General features: G+C 74.9%; 16 protein-coding genes and 2 pseudogenes. 5 read left to right on the top strand and 13 right to left on the bottom strand.

What is annotated here, in order from left to right:
- Positions 1–78: 78 nt before the first annotated feature.
- Positions 79–1536, top strand: a complete 1458-nt coding sequence (locus AB0I11_RS27920; RefSeq protein ID WP_357326890.1) for an MFS transporter — start codon at positions 79–81, stop codon at positions 1534–1536.
- Between the two features lie 224 nt (positions 1537–1760).
- Here the strand turns inward: AB0I11_RS27920 and AB0I11_RS27915 are convergent, their stop codons facing one another.
- Positions 1761–2546: an SGNH/GDSL hydrolase family protein gene (locus tag AB0I11_RS27915; protein ID WP_357326887.1), complete on the bottom strand. Its 786-nt coding sequence runs from the start codon at positions 2544–2546 to the stop codon at positions 1761–1763.
- Positions 2547–2745: 199 nt separating this feature from the next.
- Between AB0I11_RS27915 and AB0I11_RS27910 the strand changes: the two are divergent.
- Positions 2746–4268 (top strand): annotated as a pseudogene (locus AB0I11_RS27910) (M1 family metallopeptidase).
- A 217-nt stretch (positions 4269–4485) separates the two neighbouring features.
- On the opposite strand, the gene AB0I11_RS27905 reads toward AB0I11_RS27910, so the two are convergent.
- From AB0I11_RS27905 to gltB, 3 genes are all read right to left on the bottom strand, one after another.
- Positions 4486–6084, bottom strand: a complete 1599-nt coding sequence (locus AB0I11_RS27905) for an MFS transporter (protein WP_357326884.1) — start codon at positions 6082–6084, stop codon at positions 4486–4488.
- A gap of 340 nt (positions 6085–6424) precedes the next feature.
- On the bottom strand, positions 6425–7933 hold the full coding sequence (locus tag AB0I11_RS27900) for a glutamate synthase subunit beta (RefSeq protein ID WP_357326881.1): 1509 nt from the start codon (positions 7931–7933) through the stop codon (positions 6425–6427).
- Entirely contained in the window at positions 7926–12605 is a 4680-nt protein-coding gene (gene gltB / locus AB0I11_RS27895) for a glutamate synthase large subunit (RefSeq protein WP_357326878.1), read from the bottom strand. Before gltB ends, AB0I11_RS27900 begins: the two co-directional genes overlap by 8 nt.
- 146 nt (positions 12606–12751) lie before the next feature.
- On the opposite strand from gltB, the gene AB0I11_RS27890 reads away from it, so the two are divergent.
- Positions 12752–13597, top strand: a complete 846-nt coding sequence (locus AB0I11_RS27890) for a GNAT family N-acetyltransferase (protein WP_357326874.1) — start codon at positions 12752–12754, stop codon at positions 13595–13597.
- A 67-nt stretch (positions 13598–13664) separates the two neighbouring features.
- Here AB0I11_RS27890 and AB0I11_RS27885 read toward each other — a convergent pair whose 3' ends face one another.
- Both AB0I11_RS27885 and lgt read right to left on the bottom strand, forming a co-directional pair.
- Positions 13665–14852, bottom strand: coding sequence for an NAD(P)/FAD-dependent oxidoreductase (locus AB0I11_RS27885; protein WP_357326871.1), 1188 nt, complete (start codon positions 14850–14852; stop codon positions 13665–13667).
- Positions 14853–14863: 11 nt separating this feature from the next.
- Positions 14864–16063 carry a prolipoprotein diacylglyceryl transferase gene (gene lgt, locus AB0I11_RS27880; protein WP_357326868.1) on the bottom strand — a complete coding sequence of 400 codons (1200 nt, stop codon included), beginning with the start codon at positions 16061–16063 and terminating at the stop codon, positions 14864–14866.
- A 103-nt stretch (positions 16064–16166) separates the two neighbouring features.
- On the opposite strand from lgt, the gene AB0I11_RS27875 reads away from it, so the two are divergent.
- Positions 16167–16796, top strand: a complete 630-nt coding sequence (locus AB0I11_RS27875; RefSeq protein WP_357326865.1) for an NUDIX hydrolase — start codon at positions 16167–16169, stop codon at positions 16794–16796.
- Positions 16797–17328: 532 nt separating this feature from the next.
- Here the strand turns inward: AB0I11_RS27875 and trpA are convergent.
- The 3 genes from trpA to trpC all read right to left on the bottom strand — a co-directional run bounded on the left by trpA (position 17329) and on the right by trpC (position 20275).
- Positions 17329–18132 (bottom strand): tryptophan synthase subunit alpha, encoded by an 804-nt coding sequence (gene trpA, locus AB0I11_RS27870; protein WP_357326862.1) that lies wholly within the window; start codon positions 18130–18132, stop codon positions 17329–17331.
- Positions 18133–18206: 74 nt separating this feature from the next.
- Positions 18207–19436 (bottom strand): tryptophan synthase subunit beta, encoded by a 1230-nt coding sequence (gene trpB, locus AB0I11_RS27865; protein ID WP_357326859.1) that lies wholly within the window; start codon positions 19434–19436, stop codon positions 18207–18209.
- Between the two features lie 35 nt (positions 19437–19471).
- Positions 19472–20275: an indole-3-glycerol phosphate synthase TrpC gene (trpC, locus tag AB0I11_RS27860; protein WP_357326952.1), complete on the bottom strand. Its 804-nt coding sequence runs from the start codon at positions 20273–20275 to the stop codon at positions 19472–19474.
- A 452-nt stretch (positions 20276–20727) separates the two neighbouring features.
- On the opposite strand from trpC, the gene AB0I11_RS27855 reads away from it, so the two are divergent.
- Complete coding sequence (locus tag AB0I11_RS27855; protein ID WP_357326856.1) at positions 20728–21003, top strand: hypothetical protein; 276 nt, start codon at positions 20728–20730, stop codon at positions 21001–21003.
- Here the strand turns inward: AB0I11_RS27855 and AB0I11_RS27850 are convergent.
- The 4 genes and pseudogenes from AB0I11_RS27850 to AB0I11_RS27835 form a co-directional block, all read right to left on the bottom strand.
- A complete protein-coding gene (locus AB0I11_RS27850; protein WP_357326853.1) occupies positions 20996–21574 on the bottom strand; it encodes a Trp biosynthesis-associated membrane protein in 579 nt (192 codons plus the stop codon). The genes AB0I11_RS27855 and AB0I11_RS27850 overlap by 8 nt on opposite strands.
- Positions 21571–23124: an anthranilate synthase component I gene (locus AB0I11_RS27845; RefSeq protein WP_357326850.1), complete on the bottom strand. Its 1554-nt coding sequence runs from the start codon at positions 23122–23124 to the stop codon at positions 21571–21573. Before AB0I11_RS27845 ends, AB0I11_RS27850 begins: the two co-directional genes overlap by 4 nt.
- Positions 23121–23555 (bottom strand): phosphoribosyl-AMP cyclohydrolase, encoded by a 435-nt coding sequence (gene hisI, locus AB0I11_RS27840; RefSeq protein WP_357326949.1) that lies wholly within the window; start codon positions 23553–23555, stop codon positions 23121–23123. The genes AB0I11_RS27845 and hisI overlap by 4 nt, the downstream gene beginning before the upstream one ends.
- Before the next feature lie 228 nt (positions 23556–23783).
- Positions 23784–23999, bottom strand: a pseudogene (locus AB0I11_RS27835) (phosphoribosyl-AMP cyclohydrolase); the annotation flags it as partial.
- Positions 24000–24336 lie beyond the last annotated feature (337 nt).

Raw genomic sequence — 24336 nt, 5'->3', positions numbered from 1 at the left:
GGCCACTCCGGCCGCACCCCGACGGGGAGCGCCGTCGCCCGCCAGACCCTTTCCTCGTACCCGAACGGGAGCTTCTCCGTGTCCGAAACCGCCCGGCGCGACTCGCGCCGGTTGACCTTCCTCGTCCTCGCCGCCGGCGCCGGCTTCTTCGCCATGCTCCAGTCGCTGATCACGCCGGTGCTGCCCACCATCCAGCACGACCTGCACACCTCCCAGAACACCGTGACCTGGGTGCTGACCGCGTACCTGCTCTCCGCCTCGATCTTCACCCCGGTCCTCGGCCGGGTCGGCGACATGGTCGGCAAGGAGCGGACCCTGGTCGTCTCCCTCGCCGCGCTGGCGTTGGGCTGCCTGTTGGCCGCCGTGGCGCCGAGCATCGGCGTGCTCATCGCGGCCCGGGTCGTGCAGGGCATCGGCGGCGCCGTCTTCCCGCTCTCCTTCGGGATCATCCGCGACGAGTTCCCCGCCGCGCGGGTCAGCTCGGCGGTCGCCGCGATCTCGGCGATCGTCGCCGCCGGCGGCGGCCTCGGGGTCGTCCTGGCCGGTCCGATCGTCGCCACCCTCGGGTACCGCTGGCTGTTCTGGATCCCGATGGTCGTCGTCGGCCTCACCGCGCTCGCAGCCCACCGTTTCGTGCCGGAGTCGCCGGTCCGTACGCCCGGCCGGATCAACTGGCTCGGCACCCTGCTGCTCTCCGGCTGGCTGGTGGCGCTGCTGCTGCCGATCAGCAAGGGCGCGGCGTGGGGCTGGACGTCGGGCCGGGTCACCGGCCTGCTGCTGCTCGCCGCCGCCATCCTGGTCGGCTGGCTGGTCACCGAGACCCGCTCGGCGAACCCGCTGATCGACATGCGGATGATGCGCCTGCCCGCCGTCTGGACGACCAACCTGGTCGCCCTGCTCTACGGCGCCTCGATGTTCTCCGTCTACGCCTTCCTGCCGCAGTTCGTGCAGATCCCGCCCAGCGCCGGGTACGGCTTCGGCGCCAGCGTCACCCAGGCCGGGCTGCTGATGCTGCCCATGCTGGTCGGCATGTTCGTCGCCGGGCTCGTCGCCGGCCGGCTGGCCAGCCGGTTCAGCGCCAAGGCGCAGCTGGCCACCGGGGCGGTGTTCAACGTGCTCGCCGCGGCCATGCTGACCGTCGCGCACGACACCCGCTGGGAGATCGGCGTGGCCGGCGGCCTGGTGGGACTCGGCATCGGGCTGGCGTTCGCCTCGATGGCCAACCTGATCGTGGCCAACGTGCCGGCCGGCCAGACCGGCGTGGCGACCGGCATGAACGCCAACATCCGCACCATCGGCGGCGCGCTCGGCGCGGCGGTGGCCAGCAGCGTGATCACCGCACACCCGCAGGCCGGCGGTCTGCCCCGGGAGGCCGGCTTCACCACGGGCTTCCTGCTGCTCACCGGCATCTCGCTGGCCGCCGCCCTGGCCGCCCTGGCGGTCCCCGCCAAGTCGACCCCGACCCGGGACGCCGAACCAACCACCCCACCCACCGAGCCCAACCTCCCCCGCAACCTCGCCACCGCCACCCCCTAACCCCGCCCTCCTGACCCCCGCCCCCGCCCCCGCCCCCACCCCCGCCCGCGCCCCCGCCCGCGTCGATCATGGAGTTGTGGCGCCCAACTTGCGGCATTGACGGCTGTTGTCCGGTGCCACAACTCCATGATCGGCAAGGCGGGGGCGGGGTGCGCGGGGGCGGGGCAGGTGGGGTGGGGTGGGGTGGGGTGGGGTGGGGTGGGGTGGGGTGGGGTGGGGTGGGGTTAGCCGAGGGCTGCGGTGAGGGCGGGTAGGTAGCCGTAGCGGTAGCCGTCGGCGTCCGGGTGGTAGGCCTCGATGACACCGCTGATGTCGTGGATCCACGGGTCGGCCGCGCAGACGCCGTGCCCGGCGAAGAACGGCCGGGCGTCGACGAAGGTGGCGCCCGCCGCGCGGGCCCGGTCGGCGATGACCCCGTTGAGCACGTCGGCCGCCTGGTTGAGGATGGTCCGCTTGTAGGTGCTCATGGCCAGCAGGCCGCAGTAGCCGGTCTCGAACAGCCGCGGGTAGCCGAGCACCACGAGCCGGGCGGCCGGGGCCCGGTTGCGGATCGCCGCGTACGCGCTGTCGAGCCGGCCGGGCAGCGTCGCGGTGGCGAACGACCGGGAGTCGTTGACCGCACTCTCGCAACCGCTGGTGCTGCCGAAGCGGCAACTGGTCATGACGTCGGCGAAGCCGGCGTCGTTGCCACCGATGGTGATGGTGACCAGGGTCGTGCTGCTGCTCAACGAGCCGACCTGATTGTTGATCACGTCGGCGGTGACCGCGCCGCCGCAGGCCGGGAAGCGGAAGCTGGTGACCTGGTGGGCCGCGGCCCAGAGCGGGGCGTACGACTTCTGGCTGCGCAGGCAGGTGGAGAGGTCGTACGGGCCGGCGCCGACGCCGGAGGAGTACGAGTCGCCGAGGGCGACGTAGTTGACGGTGGCCGCCTGGGCGACCCCCGGGACGACGACGACGCCGAGGACGGCCGCGATCAGGGCGGCCAGGGCGGTACGGACGCGACGGGACATCACAGGACCTCCACGGGACAGGTGTGGTGGAGCCCGTTGACCGCGCGCGTGGCCAGAGGGTCGAGGCTTGTTACTAGTCGGTAATGCTATCGAAACATTCGCACGAATTGAATAGTCCGGCCCGTGACGAGAGACAGCATGTTCACAACTGTCGATTAGGTTGCCCGGTGCGTACACCCCGATGGAGGGAGTCCACCTCGTGCGACGCGTACTCGCGGCGGCCATCGCCGCCCTGACCGTCACCACCGCCGGCACGGTCGCGACCGGCGCCCCCGGCCAGGCCGCCCTACCGGGCTGGGGCCGGCCCACGCGCCCGACGGCCGCCCCGACCCCGGGCAGCGCCGGGCTCGGCGACAGCTACTACCCCGACTACGGCAACGGCGGCTACGACGTCGGCCACTACGACCTGCGGCTGCGCTACGAACCGGCCACCGACCGGCTCAGCGGGACCACCACGATCCTGGCCACCGCCACCCAGGACCTGTCCCGGTTCAACCTGGACTTCGCCCTCGACGTCGAGTCGGTACGGGTCAACGGCTGGTCGGCGGGCTTCGCCCGGGCCGGCGCGCACGAACTCGTGATCACCGCGCCCCGGCCGATCACCCGCGGCCAGCAGCTCACCGTCGTGGTCAGCCGTCGGAGACCCTGGTGAACGGCTACACCGGCTGGACCCGTACCGCCGACGGCGCGCTCGCGGTCAACGAGCCGGAGTCGGCGTGGTGGTGGTTCCCCAGCAACGACCACCCGCTCGACAAGGCCACCTTCGACATCTCCGTCTCGGTGCCCACCGGCGTCGAGGTGATCAGCAACGGCGTGCAGCCGCGGGCCCCGCTGCCCGAGGCCGGCGACCGTACCCGGTGGAGCTGGCGCAGCGCCAAGCCGGGCGCCACCTATCAGGCGTTCCTCGCCATCGGGCAGTACGACATCGTCACCGACACCGCGCCCAACGGCCAGCCGGTGGTCAACGCGTACAGCACCACGCTCGGGGACCGGGACGGCGCCGCGCGGGCTGGCATCGAACGCACCGCCGAGGTGATCGACTGGGAGAGCGGCGTGTTCGGGCCGTACCCGTTCGAGGCGCAGGGCGGCGTGGCCGGTCCGATCGACGGCATCACCTTCGCCCTGGAGACCCAGACCCGCCCGGTCTACGGGCCGGGCTTCTGGCGACGCGGCTCGGACCCGTACGTCGTCGTGCACGAGAACGCGCACCAGTGGTTCGGCGACTCGGTCTCGGTGGCGGACTGGAGCGCGATCTGGCTCAACGAGGGCTTCGCCTCGTACGCCGAATGGCTCTGGTCGGAGGAGCAGGGCGAGGGCACCGCCCAGGAGCTCTTCGACTTCACCTATGCGGCCCATCCGGCCGACGCGGAGTTCTGGCAGGTCCTCCCCGGTGACCCGGGCGCCGACCGGGTCTTCGACGACGCGGTCTACGACCGGGGCGCGATGGCGCTGCACCAGATCCGGCTGGCCGTCGGCGACGAGGCGTTCTTCCGGATCCTGCCGGCCTGGACCGCCGGGCACGCGTACGGCAACGGCACCATCGCCCAGTTCCAGGCCCTCGCCGAGCAGCTCTCCGGCCGGGACCTGGACGACGTCTTCAGCACCTGGCTGTTCACCGCCGGACGGCCCGAGGTGGCCGCGGCGGCCCGCACCTCGCTCGCGCCGGCGCAGCCCCGGTCCTGGGCGAGGATCCAGGCGGCGCACCGGTTGCTGGGCCGCTGATCCTCCCGGCCGGGATCCGCTCCTGCCCGGGGCGGGCCCCGGCCGGTCAGGCGGCCGACGGGGCCGGGAACGGCCGCACCGCGACGATCCACAGCCACCGGTGGACCCGCCGGGGGCGTACCTCGACGGCCATGTCCGCAGCCTGCCGATGATCTTCGCGCCGCCGGGACCCCTGACGTGCCCACACCGGGATGACCTCGCTCACCCGCAGGGAGCCTCAGGCGTGCGGGCAGCCTTCCTGGTGCCCGGCCCTCCGGGCGGCGCCGGTCAGCCGGGGCCGGCGCGGAGCCCGATGGGGCGCGCAGGCCGCGCAGTCCTGGGCCGCCCGGACGGCCCGGCTCGACCGGAGCCGGCCGGTGCCGGGACGGGCCACCGGGGACGGACCGGGTCCGGCCAGCGGTGACGGACCGGCCAGCGGCGCGGCGGCGGCCGCCGGCACCACGCCGGACAGCCCCGCGGGCCGCAGCACGGACGCCCGGCGCGCGGCGGCGCGGCCCACGCCCGCCGGCCAAACCACCCGGGCGGCCGTCGAGGCGACCCGGCGTACCGGGCGGCGCACCGCGGGGGCGGCCAGCACCAGGGCGAGCCGGTGGCCCAGCCGGCGCTCCCGCAGCCGGTCCAGGGTCACCCCGGCCACCGCGGTGGCCACCGCCGTGATCGTGCCGGCCAGTACGAGGGTCTGCCGGGGCCCGGCGTGTTCGGAGAGCCAGCCGAGCAGGGGCGCGCCGACGGCGGCGGAGATGGAGCCGGTGACCGCGACGGCGGCCAGCACCCGGCCCCGCATGACGTAGTCGGTGTCGAGCTGGGCACGGGTGCCGACCGTGGTGTCGATGATCACGGCGGCGGCCGCCACCGGCAGGATCACGGCGGCGAAACTGACCGGGCCCGGCGCCAGGCCGGCGACGATCTGCAGGGTGCTGGCCAGCAGGCCGGCCCCGACCAGGATGCCGTAGCCCAGCTCACGGCGGCGGGCGGCGAGCAGCGCGCCGACCACCGTGCCGACGGCGAAGACCGTGGACAGGAGGCCGTAGCCGGAGGCGCCGGCCCGCAGCGGGCCCTCGCTCATCGCCGCCATGGTCACCTGGTAGTTGCGGCCCAGGCTGCCGAGCACGAACGACAGCCCCAGCGCGACCAGCACCACCGGCTGGCCGAGCAGGTAGCGGAAGCCGGCCCGGATGCCGCCGTCCGCCCGGGCCGGGCCGGTCGCCGCCGGCTCGCCGGTGTGCCGCTCCCCCTCGCGTACGGCGAACAGGGCGACGACGACCGCGACGAAGCTGGCGGCGTTGCTCGCGAAGAGCAGCGCCGGCCCGACGGCGGCCACCACGACGGCGCCCAGGCTCATGCCGAGGATCCGGCCGGCGGAGTTGGTGAGCGAGCCGAGCGCCAGGGCGTTGCCGAGGCTCTCCCGGTCCACCAGGGTCGAGGACCAGCGGCCCGCCACCGGCCCCTCGATCGCCGAGACCGCCCCGGTGACCAGGGAGATCACGTAGATCGCCGGCAGCCCGCCGGCGCCGGTCACGGCGACCACGGCCAGCCCGGCCGCGAGGGCCGCGTGGGTCGCCTGGGCGGCGATCAGCAGCGGCTTGGCCGGCACCCGGTCGGCCAGCGCGCCGCCCCAGGCGGAGAGCACCAGGGTGGGCAGCGCCTGGAGCAGGACGGTGAGCCCCATGGAGGTCGCCGACCCGGTGGCCGACATGACGTACCAGTTGACGCCCAGCACCTGCATCCAGGTCCCGATGACCGACACGAAGCCGGCACCGGCCCAGATCCGGTAGTTGCGGTGGCGCAGCGCGGCGAACGTGGCGCCGAGGGCCATGAGGATTTCCCCGTCCAGAGATGACACGACGAAGCCGGACCCGCACGGGTCCGGCCAGCGCACAAGTCTGGCGAGGGTCAAACCTCCTGACGACAGTTGGTGAGCGGGTTCACCGGCAGGGCCGGGCGTCGGGGACGGGTCGGCACGAACCGGACCGGCCGGCCGCCGCGGACCGCCGGACGGCCCGAGCCGACCGGGCGGGTTGCGGCGATCTGGGCCCGCCCGGTCCAGCGGAAGCCACGAGTTGCCGCAACCCGGGTGGGCCACCCCGGCCCAGCCGGACGACGGCACAGCAACGGCCCGGACCCGGGGTGCGGGTCCGGGCCGTCGCTGCTGCTCGTCAGCGGGCCGCGAGCGGCTGCCGCGCCGGGTCGACCGGGGCGGGCAGGCTCCCCACCCCACCCAGGTAGCCGTGGATGGCCGCCGCGGCGGCCCGCCCCTCGGCGATCGCCCAGACGATCAGCGACGCGCCGCGGTGCATGTCACCGGCGACGAAGACCCCGTCGGTCGCGGTCTGCCAGTCCGGCTGGGCGTCGATCGCGCCCCGGCCGTTGCGGGCCACCCCGAGCTGGGTCAGCAGCGGCTGCTCCTCGGTGCCCTCGAAGCCGATGGCCAGCAGCACCAGGTCGGCCGGCAGTTCACGTTCGGAGCCGGGCAGCACGGTGACGACCCGCCGGCCGTCGACCTTCTCCACCGTCACCTCCGCGATCCGGACCGCCCGGACCTGACCGGTGCCGTCGTCGACGAACTCCTGCACCGCCACGGCGAAGACCCGCTCGCCGCCCTCCTCGTGCGCCGGGTAGGAGCGCAACACCCACGGCCAGGTCGGCCACGGATCGCGGGCGGCGTCCCGCTCGGCCGGCGGCTCCGGGTAGAGGTCCAGCTGGTGGACGCCGGCCGCGCCCTGCCGGTGCGCCACGCCGAGGCAGTCCGCCGCCGTGTCGCCACCCCCGATGATCACCACGTGCTTGCCGGCCGCGTCGATCGGGGTGGCGTCCGGCAGGGTGGCCAGCGCCGGCCGGCCCGCCCCGGCCGCCGCGACCACCCGGTTGGCCGCCACCAGGTGCGCCATGGCCTGGTGTACGCCGCGCAGCGCTCGGCCCGGTGTCGCCGGGGTGTCCCGGCCCTGCAGCGCGCCGCAGGCGAGCAGCACCGCGTCGTGCTCGGCGCGCAGCTGATCGGCGGTCACGTCCACGCCGACGTTCACCCCGGTCCGGAAGCGCACCCCCTCGGCGGCGAGCTGCGCCAGCCGCCGGTCGATGTGCTGCTTCTCCAGCTTGAAGTCGGGGATGCCGTACCGGAGCAGGCCGCCGAGGGCGTCGTCGCGCTCGTACACGGTGACGGTGTGCCCGGCGCGGGCCAGCTGCTGCGCGGCGGCCAGCCCGGCGGGGCCGGAGCCGACCACGGCGACGGACCGCCCGGTGGCGACCGGCGCCGGCCGGGGCCGCAGCCCGCCGCCGGCCACCGCCGCGTCGGCGATCTCCACCTCGACCTGCTTGATGGTGACCGGCTGCTGCCCGCCGAGGCCGAGCACGCACGCCGCCTCGCAGGGCGCCGGACAGAGCCGGCCGGTGAACTCGGGGAAGTTGTTGGTGGCGTGCAGCGACTCCACCGCCGCGTCCCAGTTGCCCGTACGGACCAGGTCGTTCCAGTCCGGGATGCGGTTGCCCAGCGGGCAGCCGTCGTGGCAGAACGGGACGCCGCAGTCCATGCAGCGGGTGGCCTGCTCGCGGATCAGCTCCTCGCCGGCCGGCGGGTACACCTCCCGCCAGTCGGAGATCCGCACCGGCACCGGCCGGCGGGCGGGCAGCCGCCGGTCGTAGCGCAGGAAACCGTTCGGGTCAGGCACGAGCCACCTCCTGGGCGACCGCCCGCGGGGCGGGCGGCACCGGCAGCGCCGGTTGGGCCGGCTCAGCCGGCGCCGTCAGTTGTTTCATGACCGCGTCGTCGACGTCGTGGCCGGCGGCTTCGGCGGCCCGCATGATCTCCAGCACCCGGCGGTAGTCCCGGGGCACCACGGCGGTGAACTCCTCCACCGCCTCCGGCCAGCGCTTGAGCAGCGCCTCGGCGACCGCCGAGTCGGTCTCGGCGAAGTGCCGCTGGACCAGCTCGTGCAGGCGGTCCCGCTCCTCCTCGCGCAGCGGCGACAGGTCGACCAGCTCGGTGTTGACCAGCCGGCGGTCCAGGTCGTGCACGAAGGCGGTCCCCCCGGACATGCCGGCGGCGAAGTTACGGCCGGTCGGGCCGAGCACCACCACCGTGCCGCCGGTCATGTACTCGCAGCCGTGGTCGCCGACGCCCTCGACGACGGCCACCGCACCGGAGTTGCGCACCGCGAACCGCTCGCCGACCCGGCCCCGCAGGAACACCTCGCCGCCGGTCGCCCCGTACAGGATGGTGTTGCCCGCGATGATCTGGTCCTCGGCCCGCTCCCCCGGCCCGGCCGCGTCGTCGACGAACGGCGCGGCGGCGTGCGGGCGCACCACGAGCCGGCCGCCGGAGAGGCCCTTGCCCACGTAGTCGTTGGCGTCGCCGTGCAGGCGCAGGGTCACCCCGCGCGGCAGGAACGCGCCGAACGACTGGCCGGCGGTGCCGCGCAGCCGGAACTCGATGGTGTCGTCGGGCAGGCCCGTCCCGCCGAACCGGCGGGTCACCTCGCCGCCGAGCATCGCGCCGACGCTGCGGTGCTCGTTGCGGACCGCCACCTCCAGCCGGACCGGGGTGCCGTCGCGCAGCGCCGGCTTGGCCAGGGCGATGAGCTGGTTGTCCAGGGCGGCCTCCAGGCCGTGGTCCTGGGCGCGGATGCCGCGCCGGGCCGCCCCCTCGGGCAGCTCGGGCAGGTGCAGCACCCGGCCGAGGTCCAGGCCGTGGCCCTTCCAGTGGTCGATCGCCTCGGTGACGTCGAGCAGCTCGGTGTGCCCGATCGCCTCCTCGATGCTGCGGAAGCCCAGCTCGGCCAGGTAGCCCCGGACCTCCTCGGCGAGGAAGAGGAAGAAGTTCTCCACGAACTCCGGCTTGCCGGTGAAGCGCTCGCGCAGCACCGGGTTCTGGGTGGCGATGCCGACCGGGCAGGTGTCCAGGTGGCAGACCCGCATCATCACGCAGCCCTCGACGATCAGCGGGGCGGTGGCGAAGCCGAACTCCTCGGCGCCGAGCAGCGCCGCGATCAGCACGTCCCGGCCGGTCTTGAGCTGGCCGTCGACCTGCACGGTGACCCGGTCGCGCAGCTTGTTCAGCAGCAGCGTCTGCTGCGCCTCGGCCAGGCCCAGCTCCCACGGGGTGCCGGCGTGCTTGAGCGAGTTGAGCGGGGACGCGCCGGTGCCGCCGTCGTGCCCGGAGATCAGGATGACGTCGGCCTTGAGCTTGGCCACGCCGGCCGCGACGGTGCCGACGCCGACCTCGCTGACCAGCTTGACGTGCACCCGGGCGGCCGGGTTGACGCACTTCAGGTCGTGGACGAGCTGGGCCAGGTCCTCGATCGAGTAGATGTCGTGGTGCGGCGGCGGGGAGATCAGGCCGACGCCCGGGGTGGCGTGCCGGGTCCGGGCGATCCACGGCCAGACCTTGTTGCCGGGCAGCTGGCCGCCCTCGCCCGGCTTGGCGCCCTGGGCCATCTTGATCTGCAGGTCGTCGGCGTTGACCAGGTATTCGCTGGTCACGCCGAACCGGCCGCTGGCGATCTGCTTGACCGCCGAGCGGCGCCGCGGGTCGTACAGCCGGTCGACGTCCTCGCCGCCCTCGCCGGTGTTGGACTTGCCACCGAGGCGGTTCATCGCGATGGCCAGGGTCTCGTGCGCCTCCGCCGAGATCGACCCGTACGACATGGCGCCCGTGGCGAACCGCTTGACGATCTCGGCGGCCGGCTCCACCTCGTCCAGCGGCACCGGCGGGCGTACGCCGGTGCGCAGGGTGAACAGGCCGCGCAGCGAGCCGGCCCGGGCGGCCAGCTCGTCGACCTTGGCGGTGTACCGCTGGAAGACGTCGTACTGCCGGCTGCGGGTGGCGTGCTGGAGCAGGAAGACCGTCTCCGGGTTGAACAGGTGCAGCTCGCCCTCGCGGCGCCACTGGTACTCGCCGCCGACGTCCAGCCGGTCGGTGACCTGCCCGCCGGGGGCCGGCCAGGCCAGCGCGTGCCGGGCGGCCACCTCGGCGTGGATCTCGGCCAGCCCGATCCCGCCGATCGTGCTCGGGGTGCCCCGGAAGTAGCGCTGGACCAGCCGGGTGTCCAGGCCGACCGCCTCGAAGACCTGCGCGCCGCAGTACGACGAGACCGTCGAGATGCCCATCTTGGACATGATCTTCAGGACGCCCTTGCCGAGCGCCTTGACGTAGTTGCGGACCGCCTTCACCCGCTCGACGCCGGCCAGCTGGCCGGTGGAGATCATGTCCTCGACCGACTCGAAGGCCAGGTACGGGTTGACCGCCGCCGCGCCGTAGCCGATCAGCACAGCCGCGTGGTGCACCTCGCGGCAGTCGCCGGACTCGACGATCAGCGCCACCTGGGTCCGCGTCTGCTCCCGGACGAGGTGCTGGTGGACCGCGGCGGTGAGCAGCAGCGACGGGATCGGGGCGAGGTCGGCGTTGGAGTCCCGGTCGGAGAGGACCAGGATGCGTACGCCATCCTCGATCGCCTCCGAGACGTGCCGGCAGATCTCGGTGAGCCGGGCTTTGATCCCGGCGCCGCCGTCGCGGATCCGGTAGAGCCCGGACACCCGGACCGCCTTGAAGCCGGGAAGGTCGCCGTCCTCGTCGATGGAGAGGATCTTCGCCAGCTCGTCGTTGTCGATCACCGGGTAGGGCAGCACGATCTGCCGACAGCTCGCCGGGCCCGGGTCGAGCAGGTTGCCCTCCGGCCCGATGGTGGACGCCAGGCTGGTCACCAGCTCCTCCCGGATGGCGTCCAGCGGCGGGTTGGTGACCTGCGCGAAGAGCTGATGGAAGTAGTCGTAGAGCAGCCTCGGCCGGGTGGACAGCGGGGCGATCGGGGTGTCGGTGCCCATCGAGCCGATCGGCTCCGCGCCGTTGCGGGCCATCGGGGCGAGCAGGATCTTCAGCTCCTCCTCGGTGTAGCCGAAGGTCTGCTGCCGGCGGCGCACCGAGTCGTGGGTGTAGACGATGTGCTCGCGCGGCGGCAGCTCGTCCAGTTCGATCAGGCCGGCGTGCAGCCACTCGTCGTACGGCCGGGCGGCGGCCAGCTCGGCCTTGATCTCGTCGTCGGAGACGATCCGGCCGTTGACCGTGTCGACCAGGAACATCCTGCCCGGCTGGAGGCGGCCCTTGGCCACCACGGCGGCCGGGTCGAGGTCGAGCACGCCCGCCTCGCTGCCGAGCACCACCAGGCCGTCGGCGGTACGCCACCAGCGGCCCGGGCGCAGCCCGTTGCGGTCCAGCACCGCGCCGACGATCTCGCCGTCGGTGAAGGCGACCGAGGCGGGGCCGTCCCACGGCTCCATCAGGCTGGCGTGGAACCGGTAGAAGGCACGCTTGTCGGCGCGCATCTGCGGGTCGTTCTCCCACGCCTCGGGGATCATCATGAGCACCGCGTGCGGCAGGCTCCGCCCGGCCAGGTGCAGCAGCTCGAGGACCTCGTCGAAGTTGGCCGAGTCGGACGCCGCCGGGGTGCACACCGGGAAGACCCGGCGGATGTTGCCGGGGATGCTCGGGCTGCGCAACAGCGCCTCCCGGGCCTGCATCCAGTTGCGGTTGCCGCGGATCGTGTTGATCTCGCCGTTGTGCGCGATGAACCGGTACGGGTGGGCCAGCGGCCAGGACGGGAAGGTGTTGGTGGAGAACCGCGAGTGCACCAGCGCGATGGCGCTTTCCACCCGCTCGTCGGTCAACTCCGGGTAGAACTCGGGAAGCTGGTCGGGGGTGAGCATGCCCTTCCAGACCATGGTCCGCCCGGACAGCGACGGGAAGTACGCCGGCACGCCCCGCTCGGCGCTCTCCCGCTCGACCTGCTTGCGCAGGCAGAACGCCACCCGGTCCAGGTCGAGCCCGGTCAGCGGCGAGCCGGCCGGGCCGGCCGGCGAGTCGGTGAGCCGGTGCGCGGCCAGGAACAGTTGCCGGACCCGGGGCAGCACCGCGACGGCGGTCTCGCCGAGCCCGGCCGGGTTGGTGGGCACCTCCCGCCAGCCGAGGATGTCGGCCCCCTCGACCAGCGCGTACTTCTCCACCACCCGGCGGGCGCGCGCCTCGGCGGCGTCGTCGTCGGGGAGGAAGACCAGGCCGGTGGCGTACTGCCCGGCGGGCGGCAGGGGGAAGTCGACGACCGCGCGGAGGAAGCCGTCCGGCACCTGGATCATGATCCCGGCGCCGTCACCGGTGTTGTGCTCCGCGCCGCGGGCGCCCCGGTGGTCCAGCCGGCAGAGCGCCCCGAGGCCGTTCGCGACGACCTCGTGCGACCGGCGTCCGTGCAGGTCGGCCACGAAGGCGACACCGCAGGCGTCGTGCTCGTACGCGGGGTCGTAGAGCCCGGCCTGTGGGGCCGACTGCGGGCTGTGAGGGTACGGAAAGGCCACCGGGCCTCCTGTCGTCACTCAGGTTGGATCATGATCGGGACGACGTCGGCCCTCTGGGGTTTTATTGAGTCTACGTTAGGGCGTTGGGCGCAAGGCCAGTTCAGATTGATCACACTTCCAGAATCTGGGACATGTAGTCTCGCGCGGTGGATGTCGTACGCGCTGACGTGCTCGACCGGTTGGAGCGGTTCTACGACGCGGTGCCCCGGGATGCGGCCCGTGCGGAGGAATACGGCCCGCTGGTGCTCTTCGTCCGGGATGGCGACGGTTGGCCGTTCTATGCCCGACCCCGACTGGACGCCACCGAGCCGCCGTCGCTCGCGGACGTGACGGCGGTCCGGGCCCGGCAGCGGGAACTGGGCCTGCCGGAGGCGTTCGAGTGGGTGCACGAGGTCACCCCGGACCTGCTCGCGGTGGCCCGCTCGGCCGGGCTGTCGGTGCTGGAGGCGCCGCTGATGGTGCTCGACCCGACGAACCTGCCCGATCCGGCCACGCTCAGCGACGTACTGGTGCGGGTCCTCGATCCGGCGGCGCCCAATTTCCCGGCCGACGTGGCGGTCCGTCGGGCCGTCGCGGCGGTGGGTTTCGCCAACGGCGGCACCACGCGCGGCGACGCCGGACCGGCCGACCGCGACGCCGCGATCGCCCACCTCGACGTGGCCGCGCTGGAGGAGGAGGCCGTCCGGATCGGCGACGGCCGGCGGATCTCGGTGCTCGCCGAGGCCCCGGAGCAGGGGGCGCTGGCCAGCGGGATGGCGATGCGGGTCGACGACGTCGCGGAGATCGCCGGGGTGGCCACCCTGCCGGCCGCCCGCCGGCGCGGCCTGGGCGCGGCGGTCACCGCCACCCTCGCCCACCGGCTCCGCGCGGCCGGCACCGACCTGGTCTTCCTCTCCGCGGGCAGCGAGGAGATCGCCCGGGTCTATCTGCGGGTCGGTTTCCGCCGGGTGGGCACCGCCTGCATCGCCGAGCCGGCCGCCGTGCTCGGCTGAACTCCCGGGTCGGGCCCTGCCGGGTCGGGCACCGCCGGGTCAGGCGACCCGGGTCAGGTCGGCCGGGTCAGGTCGGTGGCTGCCAGGAGGCCGCGGCGGAGGCGGCGGTGCTGCGCAGCCGAGGGCTGATCGTGCCGAGCGCGGCGTCGCGGGCCCGCAGCGCCAGCCGGCCGCGGGTCTGCAGCACCGCCGACATCCGGCGGGTCTGCCGGACCATGGTCGCCGCGCGGGGCCGGCGCAGCCGGTCGTACGCGGTGACCGCGTCCGGGAGTCGGGACTCGCGCAGCAGCGCGGCGAGGGTGGCCGCGTCCTCGAAGGCGAGGCAGGCGCCCTGCCCGAGGTGCGGTGGCATGGCGTGCGCGGCGTCGCCGAGCAGCACCGCCATGCCCGGCCCGGCCGGGAAGCCGTACGCCCGGGGCAGCGGGCGCAGCTCGCGGATCTCCTGCTGCACCAGGTCCGCCGGGTCGGTGGCGTCGAGCAGCTCGGCGATGGGCGCCGGCCAGTCCGCGTACCAGCGCTTGAGCAGGGACAGCTGGGTCTCCGGCGGCTCCGGGCGGGGCGCTCCCGCGGCGGTGGCCACCCAGTAGACGCCGCCGCGGCTGGAGCCGCCGGCCGCGCCGCGCTCGCCGAGGGAGGCGGCCACGAACCGGTAGCCGGCGCCGAGCACCTCCCCGCCGACCTGTTGCTCGGCGGCCAGCCGGGGCACCCGGTACCAGGGGATCACCGCCCGCCACGCGGCGCAGCCGGAGCTGACCACCTGCGCCTCGGGCGCGAGCCGGCGGCGGATCTCGCTGTCCGTGCCGTCGGCGGCGACGACCAGGTCGGCCTCGACGGTGTGCCGCCCGTCACCGACCGCGGGGCGCTCGCCGGGGGTCGCGCGGACCGTCCGCACCGTCACCCCGGTCCGCAGCTCCACCTGGTCGCCGAGCCCGGCGATGAGCGCGTCGTGCAGGTCCTCGCGGTGCACCACGACCGGCATCCGCTCGGCCGGGGCGGGGCGGGGCTGCACCAGCCAGTGCCCGTCGGGGCGGCGTACCCCGCCGTCGGGCAGCGGGGTGGCGATCGCGTCCAGCCCGGCGCCGAGCCCGAGGGCGCGCAGCGCGCGTACCCCGTTGGGCCAGAGCACCACGGCGGTCGGTTCCGGGCGGACCCGGTCGGCGCGTTCGAGGAGGGTGACCCGCCACCCGGAGCGGGCCAGCACGCCGGCGACCGCCAGCCCGCCGAGGCCGGCGCCGACCACCACCGCGGTACGCATCGTCGCCCCGCTCAGCTGTCCCGGTCGGTGGGGCGGGCACCGCCGGCGCCGGCCCGGTCACCGTCGCCCGGCGTCGCCGGGCCGTCTCCGTCGCCGACCCGTTCGCCGGCGGTCGCCCCGTCCGTCCCGTCCGCTGTGCCGGCCGCGGCGTCCGCCGACCCGCCGGCCGCGTCGGCGTCCGCCGGCTCCTCGTCGGGCAGGGCCCCGGTCTCCCGGTACGCGTCGAACTGCTCCTCGCTCACCACCCGGTAGCCCTCGGGCACGGCCGGGCGCGAGCCGGCCTCCGCGGCGGCGAGGTCGAGCTGCGACACGTCGCCACCGGCGGGCGGGACCGGAGCCGCGGGGCCGCCGATCGGGATCAGGTACTCGCGGGGCCCACGGACCCGCACGAAGTAGACCAGGGCGCCGAGGAAGACCAGCACCGCGGTCCACACGTTGAGCCGCAGGCCGAGGATGTGGTTGGCCTCGTCGGTGCGCATCAGCTCGATCCAGAACCGGCCGGCGGTGTAGCCCATCACGTACAGCGCGAACGCCCGGCCCCGGCCGAGCCGCAGCTTCCGGTCGAGGGCGAAGACCAGGACGGCGACGCCGACGTTCCAGAGCGCCTCGTAGAGGAACGTGGGGTGGTAGAGCCCCGGCTGGAGGACCGGGTTGCCGGCCTGGTCACGCAACGCGTGCCCGGGGTTGTCCGGGTCCATCACGTGCACCTCGAGCCCCCAGGGCAGGCTGGTCCGGCCGCCGTAGAGCTCGTTGTTGAACCAGTTGCCGAGCCGGCCGACCGCCTGCGCCAGCGGCATGCCGGGGGCCAGCGCGTCGGCCACCACCGACAGCGGGATGCCCAGCTGCCGGGCCGCGATCCAGGCGCCGATCGCGCCGCCGGCGACCGCGCCCCAGATGCCCAGGCCGCCCTCCCAGATGGCGAACGCCTTCAGTGGCTCCCCGTGCGCGCCGAAGTACTTCTCCGGCGAGGTGATCACGTGGTAGATGCGTGCCCCGATGATGCCGGCCGGCACCGCCCAGACCGCGATGTCGAGCACCGCGCCGGGGGCGACCCCGCGCCGGCGCAGCCGGTACTCGGTCACCACGCAGGCCACCACGATGCCGAGGATGATGCAGAGCGCGTACGCCCGGACCGGAACGGGTCCGAGCTGCCAGACGGCGGTGCTGGGGCTGGGCAGGGCCGCCAGGGGGGTCATCGGGGCGAGGGTCACGGGTGCACACGCTACCGCTGCGAGGGCCCTTGGCGGCACCCCGGTCCGGCCGGCTCCGCGAGCCGGATGACTCGGGGTTTGCACCGCCGTACGCTCTTTGTCCATGAGCGCGCTCCGTTGGGCGGTCGCCGCGGTCGTCGTCGACCAGGGCGGTCGGGTGCTGCTCTGCCGCCGGTCCGGCGCCGGCCGACGGTGGGCGCTGCCCGGCGGCCGGCCGCGCCGCGACGAGAGCCCGCTCGCCGCCGCCGTCCGGGAGATCCGGGCGGAGACCGGCTGGGAGGTCGACCTGGTCGACCTCGTCGGCCTCTACCGCCTCGGCGCCGCGGCACCCCCGCCCCCGGCCGGCCACTGCGGCGTCCCCGCGGAGGTGCTGGTCCACGTGTTCCGGGCCCGGGTCCGCACCGACCACCCGCCGGTGGCCCCGCCCGGCGGCTGCCACCTGGCCTGGCACCCGCCCGACGCGCTCCCGGCCGCGCTGACCCCGACCACCCGGGCCGCCCTCGCCGACGCCCTCGCCGGCCGCGCCGGCGTGCTCCGCGAGCCACCCCCCGAGACCGACCGCACCGCCGAGCCGGAGCCCACCACCGAGACGCAGCCAACCGCCGAGACGGACCCGACCGGCGAGACGGGGCCGAGCGGCGGGGCGGACCCGACCGGCGGGACGGGGCCGAGCGGCGGGGCGGTTCCACCTGGTCAGCGGCTCGCCGGCGACCTGCCGACCAGCAACCGCTGAGACCCCCGAGGCTGGTCACGGCGGGGAGCCAGGTGCCCCTTCAGCGCCTGTCGAGCTGATGTCAAAAACGACTCACACCCCCGCCCGTTTCGCCGCTCGACATCGCCGTCTCCTGCTCGGCCACCCCGCACACGTCCGTTGAGCTGGGGATCGACGGCACGGAGCAGCGCGGGCGCGCCGCCGAAGGCGACAGCGTCGAGCCGCGCCGGTGCTCGGCGATGTTGAAAACGACTCAACTCGAAAGGAGCCGTGCAGCGATACGCCAACCAACGGCCCGCGCCCACCGAACAGCGGCCCGCACGGATCAACCTGCGCGCGGACCACCGACCTGCACGCCAACCAACAGCCCACACACCGAACAACGGCCCCGACACGGATCAGCGCAGGGGCCACCGACCTGCACGCCAGCCAACGGCCCCCGCACGGATCAACGTGCGAGCGGATCAGAGGGCTGCGCGCGGGCCGACGGCCGTGCAGAGCAGCGGCCTGCGCCCGGGAGGGGCCGCTGAGGTGACGCCCGCGGGTGGAGGCGTCAGCGGACCGGGGTGCGGACGCCGTCGGCGAGTTCGGCGCTCAGCGTGCGCAGGGCGGCCAGGCCGGCGGACTCGTCGGAAGCGTCCAGCACGCAGCGGACCAGGGCGCTGCCCACGATCACGCCGTCGGCGTAGCCGGCGACGGTGCCGGCCTGCGTGCCGGTGCCCACGCCGAGGCCGACGCCGACCGGCAGGTCGGTGACCTCGCGGACCCGGGACACCAGGATCGGGGCGGCCTGGGAGGTCTGCGCCCGGGCACCGGTCACCCCCATCACGGCGGTGGCGTAGACGAAACCGCGGCAGTGCTCGACGGTCATCCTGAGCCGGGCGTCAGTGGAGGACGGGGAGACCAGGAAGGTGCGGTCCAGGCCGTACGCGTCGGAGGCGGCCAGCCACTCGTCGGCCTCGTCGGGGATCAGGTCCGGGGTGATCAGGCCGGTGCCCCCGGCCGCGGCCAGGTCGCGGGCGAACGCGTCCACGCCGTACTGCTCGATCGGGTTCCAGTAGGTCATGGTGACCACCTGGGCGCCGGTCGCGGCGACCGCCTCGATGATGCGCAGCGTGTCGGCGGTGCGTACGCCGCCGGCGAGCGCGATGTCGCTGGCCCGCTGGATGACCGGGCCGTCCATCACCGGATCGGAGTAGGGGATCTCCACCTCGATGACGTCCACGCCCGCCTCGACCATCGCCTTCATCGCGGCGATGCTGCCCTCGACGGTGGGGAACCCGGCCGGCATGCAGCCGACCAGGACGGCCCGCCCGTCGGCGCGGGCCTTGTCGAAGGCGACCCCGATCCGGCTCACGCCACCGCCTCGTTTCGCTCCGCGGCGGCGCGAGCCGCCAGGCTGCCGAGCTGAAGGGTTCGCTCGCTCACGCCTCACTGCTCCTTGTCGAGGATGCCGAAGTACTCGCCGGCGGTGTGCACGTCCTTGTCGCCCCGGCCGGAGAGGTTGACCACGATGACCGGCTCCCGGCCCAGCTCGGCGGCGAGCTGCGGGGCGATCCGGCGGGCACCCGCCAGGGCGTGCGCGCTCTCGATCGCCGGGATGATCCCCTCGGTGCGGCAGAGCAGCTCGAACCCGGCCATCGCCTCGTCGTCGGTGACCGGCTGGTAGGTCGCCCGGCCGCTGTCGTGCAGCCAGGCGTGCTCGGGACCGACGCCCGGGTAGTCCAGGCCGGCCGAGATCGAGTGCGACTCGATCGTCTGGCCGTCGGCGTCCTGCAACACGTACGTCCGGGTGCCGTGCAGCACCCCGGAGGAGCCGCCGGTGATGCTGGCCGCGTGCCGGCCGGTCTCGACGCCCTCGCCGCCGGCCTCGAAGCCGTACAGCCGGACCCCGGCATCGGGGACAAAGGCGTGGAAGATGCCCAGCGCGTTGGAGCCGCCGCCCACGCAGGCCGCGACCGCGTCCGGCAGGCCGCCGGTGAGGTCGAGGCACTGCTGGCGCGCCTCCACGCCGATGCCGCGTACGAAGTCCCGGACCATCTCCGGGAACGGGTGCGGGCCGGCCGCGGTGCCGATCAGGTAGTGGGTGTCGTCGACGTTGGCGACCCAGTCCCGCATCGCCTCGTTCATCGCGTCCTTCAGCGTCCGCGAGCCGGTGGTGACCGGGACCACGGTCGCGCCCAGCATCCGCATCCGGGCCACGTTGAGCGCCTGCCGCCGGGTGTCGACCTCGCCCATGTAGACCACGCACTCGAGGTCGAACAGGGCGGCCGCGGTGGCGGTGGCGACGCCGTGCTGGCCGGCGCCCGTCTCCGCGATCACCCGGGTCTTGCCCATCCGCTTGGTGAGCAGCGCCTGACCGAGCACGTTGCGCACCTTGTGCGCGCCGGTGTGGTTGAGGTCCTCCCGCTTGAGCAGGACACGCGCCCCGACCTCGGCGGAGAAGCGGCGGGCCTCGTAGAGCATCGAGGGAGTGCCGGCGTAGTCGCGCAGCAGGGCCTCGAACTCGGCGAGGAACTCCTCGTCGGTCATCGCCTTGCGGTACGCCGCGTCCAGCTCGTCGAGCGCGGCGACCAGCGCCTCGGGGACGAACCGGCCGCCGAACCGGCCGAAGTGACCGGCGGCGTCGGGAAGCTGGCCGGCCGGGGCGTCAGCGCTCATGGCGGGGTCCTCTCGCTGCGTGTCGGGCCGGAGCGTCAGCGCACCGGGCGGGGGGTGGCCGGGTGGTTCCCGGCGTTGACCAGCTCGGCGACCGCCTCGCGCGGGCTCTTCTGGGTGACCAGGCCCTCCCCGACCAGGACCGCGTCGGCGCCCGCCGAGGCGTACCGGATCAGGTCGTGCGGGCCGCGCACGCCGGACTCGGCGATCTTGACGACGCTGCTCGGCAGGCCGGGCGCGATCCGCTCGAACACCGAGCGGTCGACCTCCAGGGTACGCAGGTTGCGGGCGTTGACCCCGATCACCTGCGCGCCGGCCTCCATCGCCCGGTCCGCCTCCTCCTCGGTGTGCACCTCGACGAGCGCGCACATGCCGAGCGACTCGATCCGCTCCAGCAGCCCCATCAGGACGTTCTGTTCCAGCGCGGCGACGATCAGCAGCACCAGGTCGGCGCCGTGCGCGCGGGCCTCGTGCACCTGGTAGCTGGAGACCACGAAGTCCTTGCGGAGCACCGGGATCTGCACGGCGGCCCGCACGGCGGCCAGGTCGTCCAGCGAGCCGCCGAACCAGCGTCCCTCGGTCAGGACGCTGATCGCCCGGGCGCCGCCGGCCGCGTACTCGCCGGCCAGGTCGGCCGGGTCGGCGATCTCGGCGAGCCGCCCCTTCGACGGCGAGGAACGCTTCACCTCGGCGATCACCGCCACGCCGGGCCGGCGCAGGGCCGCGTACGCGTCCAGCGGCGGCGGCGCGGCGGCGGCCAACTCGCGGATCCGCTCCAGCGGAACCTCGGCCTGTCGCCGGGCCACGTCCTCACGGACGCCGGCCAGGATCTCGTCGAGCACGCTTGCGGACGCCGCCGACCCGGCGTCGTCCCCCTCCGCGTGCGCATGCTCAGCAGTCACCAACGGACTCCCCTCTCCGGGCGTCATGGGCCGATGCTAGGTAACGCCGCCTGACGGCAAGTCCCGGGGGTATGGCGCTCCTCACGAAATGGGCTGTGGCATGATGACCGACTTCTGGTGAACGGGTTGTCACGCAGCGCCACGCTGTGCATCGAACACCGCCCATGCCCTATCTCAGCACGGCCGCCCGGCTTCCGCAGAACCGACGTCCGTCGATGCTGTGACCAAGCTCAAGGACCATCGACCCTGCCCAGCTCGGACGGGCCGGCAGAGTGTTGACCTGTGCGTGACGACGCCGAAACGCGAGCCCGGAAGCATCCTCCTCGGGCAGACTCGACGAGGCGTCCGCCAGCGTCGCCGTACTTCGCCATCGATCACGTGCGGGGTGAGCAATGACCAGCAACGGGCCGTACCAGACTCCCGGCATCACCACCATCTCCCGGACCGTCGCCTCGCTCGCGGTGGGCGTGGTGCACACCCTCGAACGCGCCGTGGTCGGCGACGGCCGGGTCCGCACCGCGCGGGGCAACGCCTGGGAGGCGGTCTGCGCCGACCGGGCCCGGGCCGCCCAGCGCCGCGAGCTGGACCGGCTGGTGGCCGAGCTGGCCGCCGCCCGCGCCGCGGCGCGGGAGCGCCGGGACGCGCGGGACGGCCAGCCGGTCAGCTGACCGTCGGGTCCTCGCCGCGGTCGAGCGCCTCCCAGGCGTCCCGGGTGCCCCGCTCGACCGCGGGCCGCTCCGCGCCGGCCGGGGTCGCCGCCCGGGTCGGTCGCTCGTAGCGGGCGCCCATCGCCGGCCAGCCGGCGCCGCGCAGCGCGGTGAGCGCCCCGCCGGCCGCCGCGAGCAGCCCACCGACGAGCACCAGGGCCGGCCACTGCCGGCTCACCCCGGCCGCACCGAGGCCGTAGCCGCCGCCGGCCGCCACGGCCAGCCCGACCAGGGTCAGCAGCGCGCCCAGCAGCCGCCGGAGCCGGCCCCGGGTGGCCAGCACCGCGCCGCCGCCGGCCAGCCCGACCAGCGCCAGCGCGGAGACCCACGGCAGCAGGTCCGCGCCGGTGCGGGCGTGCCGCGCCGCCGGCAGCGATCCCCGCGCGGTCAGCTCGACCGACCAGGTCCGGGTCACCGCCCAGAACGCCAGGCCCGCGCCGGCCAGGCTCAGCAGCACGGCGTACGTCAGCTCGCGCCGGCCCCGGGCGGCGGGTGACCGGGTCGGGGTGGTCCCGACGGCGGGCCCGGTCATCGGGCCGGCCTGAGCGTCTCGGCGGCGGCGATGGCGGCGAGCACGGCGGCGGCCTTGTTCCGGGTCTCCTGGTCCTCGGCGGCCGGATCGGAATCGGCCACCACCCCCGCCCCGGCCTGGACGTACGCCCGGCCCTCGCGGATCAGCGCGGTCCGGATGGCGATGGCCATGTCGAGGTCGCCGCCGAAGCCGAAGTAGCCGACGGTGCCCCCGTAGAGGCCGCGCCGGACCGGCTCCAGCTCCTCGATGATCTCCATGGCCCGCACCTTGGGCGCGCCGGAGAGGGTGCCGGCCGGGAAGGTGGCGGCCAGCGCGTCGAACGCGGTCCGGTCCGCGCGCAGCTCGCCGACCACGGTGGAGACGATGTGCATGACGTGGCTGTACCGCTCGATGGTGGCGAACTCGGGCACCTCGACCGTGCCCGGCCGGCAGACCCGACCCAGGTCGTTGCGGCCCAGGTCGACCAGCATGACGTGCTCGGACCGCTCCTTCGGGTCGGCGAGCAGCTCGGCGGCGAGCCGGGCGTCGGCCTCCGGGGTGCCGCCGCGCGGGCGGGTGCCGGCGATCGGGTGCAGCAGCGCCCGGCGCCGGCCGTCGGGGCCGGTGCTCACCTTCAGGTGCGCCTCCGGGGAGGAACCGACGATGTCGAACCCGTCGAACCGCAGCAGGTACATGTAGGGGCTCGGGTTGGTGGTGCGCAGCACCCGGTAGACGTCGAGCGGGTCGGCGTGGGTCGGCCGTTCGAAGCGCTGGCTGAGCACGATCTGGAAGCACTCGCCGGCCCGGATCGCCTCCTTCGCCGCCTCCACCGCCTTCGGGTACCCGCCGTCGGGGGTCCGGCTCACCACGTCGCCGACGCCCGGCCGGGCGACCGTCGAGATCATGGGCGGAATCGGTCGGGACAGCGCCGTGGTCATCGCGTCCAACCGCCCCACCGCGTGGTGGTACGCCGCGGCCACCAGCGGCTCGCGGCCGGGCGCGTCGAGCGGGGGCAGCACCGCGTTGGCGATCAGGATCGCCGAGCCGTCGTAGTGGTCGAGCACCACCAGGTCGGTGGCGAGCATCATGCCCAGTTCGGGCACGTCCAGCTCGTCCTCGGTCAGCTCGGGCAGCCGCTCGAAGCGGCGGACCAGGTCGTAGCCGAGGTAGCCGACCATGCCGCCGGTGAGCGGCGGCATTCCGCTGGCCGGGTCCCAGGCCGGGCCGGCCAGGGCGGCGACGGTCTCCCGGAGCACCGTGACCGGGTCACCGGCGGCCGGTACGCCGGCCGGCGGCGCCCCGGTCCAGAGCGCCGTGCCGTCCCGCTCGGTCAGCGTGGCCGCGCTGCGCACCCCGATGAACGAGTAGCGGGACCAGGCCATGCCGGCCGAGCCGACGCCCTGCTCGGCGGATTCCAGCAGGAAGGTGCCGGGGCCGCCGGCGAGCTTGCGGTAGACGCCGACCGGGGTCTCCGCGTCGGCGAGCAGCCGGCGGGTGACCGGCACGACCCGCCAGCGGGCCGCCAGCTCGGCGAAGGTGTCCGGGTCGGGGCTGACGCGGCCGTCGGTCATGCCCTCGCCTCCGGGGAGCTGACCGGCAGCTCGGTGAAGAAGCAGGTGCGGTGCCCGGTGTGGCAGGCCGCGCCGACCTGGTCGACGCTGATCAGCAGGGCGTCGCCGTCGCAGTCCAGGGCGACCGAGCGGACGTACTGGTGGTGGCCGGAGGTGGCCCCCTTGACCCAGTACTCCTGCCGACTGCGCGACCAGTAGGTGGCCCGGCCGGTGGTCAGGGTGCGGTGCAGCGCCTCGTCGTCCATCCAGGCCACCATCAGCACCTCACCCGAGTCGTGCTGGCGCACCACCGCGGCCACCAGGCCGTCGGGGGTGCGGCGCAGCCGGGCCGCGATGGCCGGGTCGAGCCGGGTCGGGCGGGCCGGGCCGGGAGGCGCGGCGGGGCCGGGGCTGGCGGGAGCGCCGGTCACCGGCGCGTCAGAGGCGGGCACAGTGAACCATTGTCCCGCACGCGGCCCGGGCACCGGCGACGCGTCCCGGGTGGCGGGCGCCGGGCGGTCCAGCGCCCGGGTCAGTTGCCCCAGGTAGCGGTCCAGCCGGCCGTCGGCCAGGGCGGCGGCCAGGTCCGCGCCGGCCACCGTGGCGATCTCCTCGGCGTACGGGCGGACCAGCGGGACGATCCCGGTGACCAGCCGCCCGGCGGCGGCGGCCAGCTCGGCGGTGCCGCCGGGGCGCAGCCCGAGGCAGAGCAGCATGTCGTCGCGGAAGCCGGGCGGGGCGACCGGGAGGTCCAGCACGGCGGCCAGGGCGGCCCGGCGGGAGGCGACCCGGACCGACGGGTTGGCCAGCCGCAGCACGGACGGGCAGAGCCGGGCCAGGTCCGCGGCGGCGAGCCGGACGCCGACCGGGTCGTCGGCCCAGCGGGCGCCGGCCACCTTGCCCAGGGTGCCGATCAGCTCCTCCAGCCGGGGCTCGTCGGCGGGCTGGCAGAGCACCGGCAGGTCGATCCGGCGGCGCCACTCCGGGTCCGCCCAGAGCAGTTGGGCCGGCGCGGTGACCGGCAGCCCGAACGCCCAGTCCGCCGGCTGGCCGAGCCGGTGCACCCAGGACCGCACGTCGCGGGCGGCCACCGAGACGTGCACCAGCCGCCCGTCGAACTCGGCGAGGTAGGCCAGCCGGGCCGCGTACGCGGCGGCGCCGGCCGGCGCGGGCGGCAGCTCCGGCCGGCCGACGCGCCCCGGGACCGGCTCGGCCCGGGGCGCGTCGGCGGCC

Origin of the sequence: Micromonospora sp. NPDC050495, from assembly GCF_040655175.1 — a bacterium.
Taxonomy (GTDB): Bacteria; Actinomycetota; Actinomycetes; order Mycobacteriales; family Micromonosporaceae; genus Micromonospora.
The sequence above is the reverse complement of the archived record's forward strand: the minus strand, read 5'-3'. Positions and strand labels throughout refer to the sequence as shown.

What these genes read in the sequence shown, in the direction of transcription:
- AB0I11_RS27850 (WP_357326853.1), bottom strand. Translation starts at nt 21,574, where the DNA reads ATGACCGGGCCCGCCGTCGGGACCACCCCGACCCGGTCACCCGCCGCC.
- AB0I11_RS27845 (WP_357326850.1), bottom strand. Translation starts at nt 23,124, where the DNA reads ATGACCGACGGCCGCGTCAGCCCCGACCCGGACACCTTCGCCGAGCTG.
- trpB (WP_357326859.1), bottom strand. Translation starts at nt 19,436, where the DNA reads ATGAGCGCTGACGCCCCGGCCGGCCAGCTTCCCGACGCCGCCGGTCAC.
- AB0I11_RS27855 (WP_357326856.1), top strand. Translation starts at nt 20,728, where the DNA reads ATGACCAGCAACGGGCCGTACCAGACTCCCGGCATCACCACCATCTCC.
- AB0I11_RS27875 (WP_357326865.1), top strand. Translation starts at nt 16,167, where the DNA reads ATGAGCGCGCTCCGTTGGGCGGTCGCCGCGGTCGTCGTCGACCAGGGC.
- AB0I11_RS27885 (WP_357326871.1), bottom strand. Translation starts at nt 14,852, where the DNA reads ATGCGTACCGCGGTGGTGGTCGGCGCCGGCCTCGGCGGGCTGGCGGTC.
- AB0I11_RS27905 (WP_357326884.1), bottom strand. Translation starts at nt 6,084, where the DNA reads ATGGCCCTCGGCGCCACGTTCGCCGCGCTGCGCCACCGCAACTACCGG.
- AB0I11_RS27915 (WP_357326887.1), bottom strand. Translation starts at nt 2,546, where the DNA reads ATGTCCCGTCGCGTCCGTACCGCCCTGGCCGCCCTGATCGCGGCCGTC.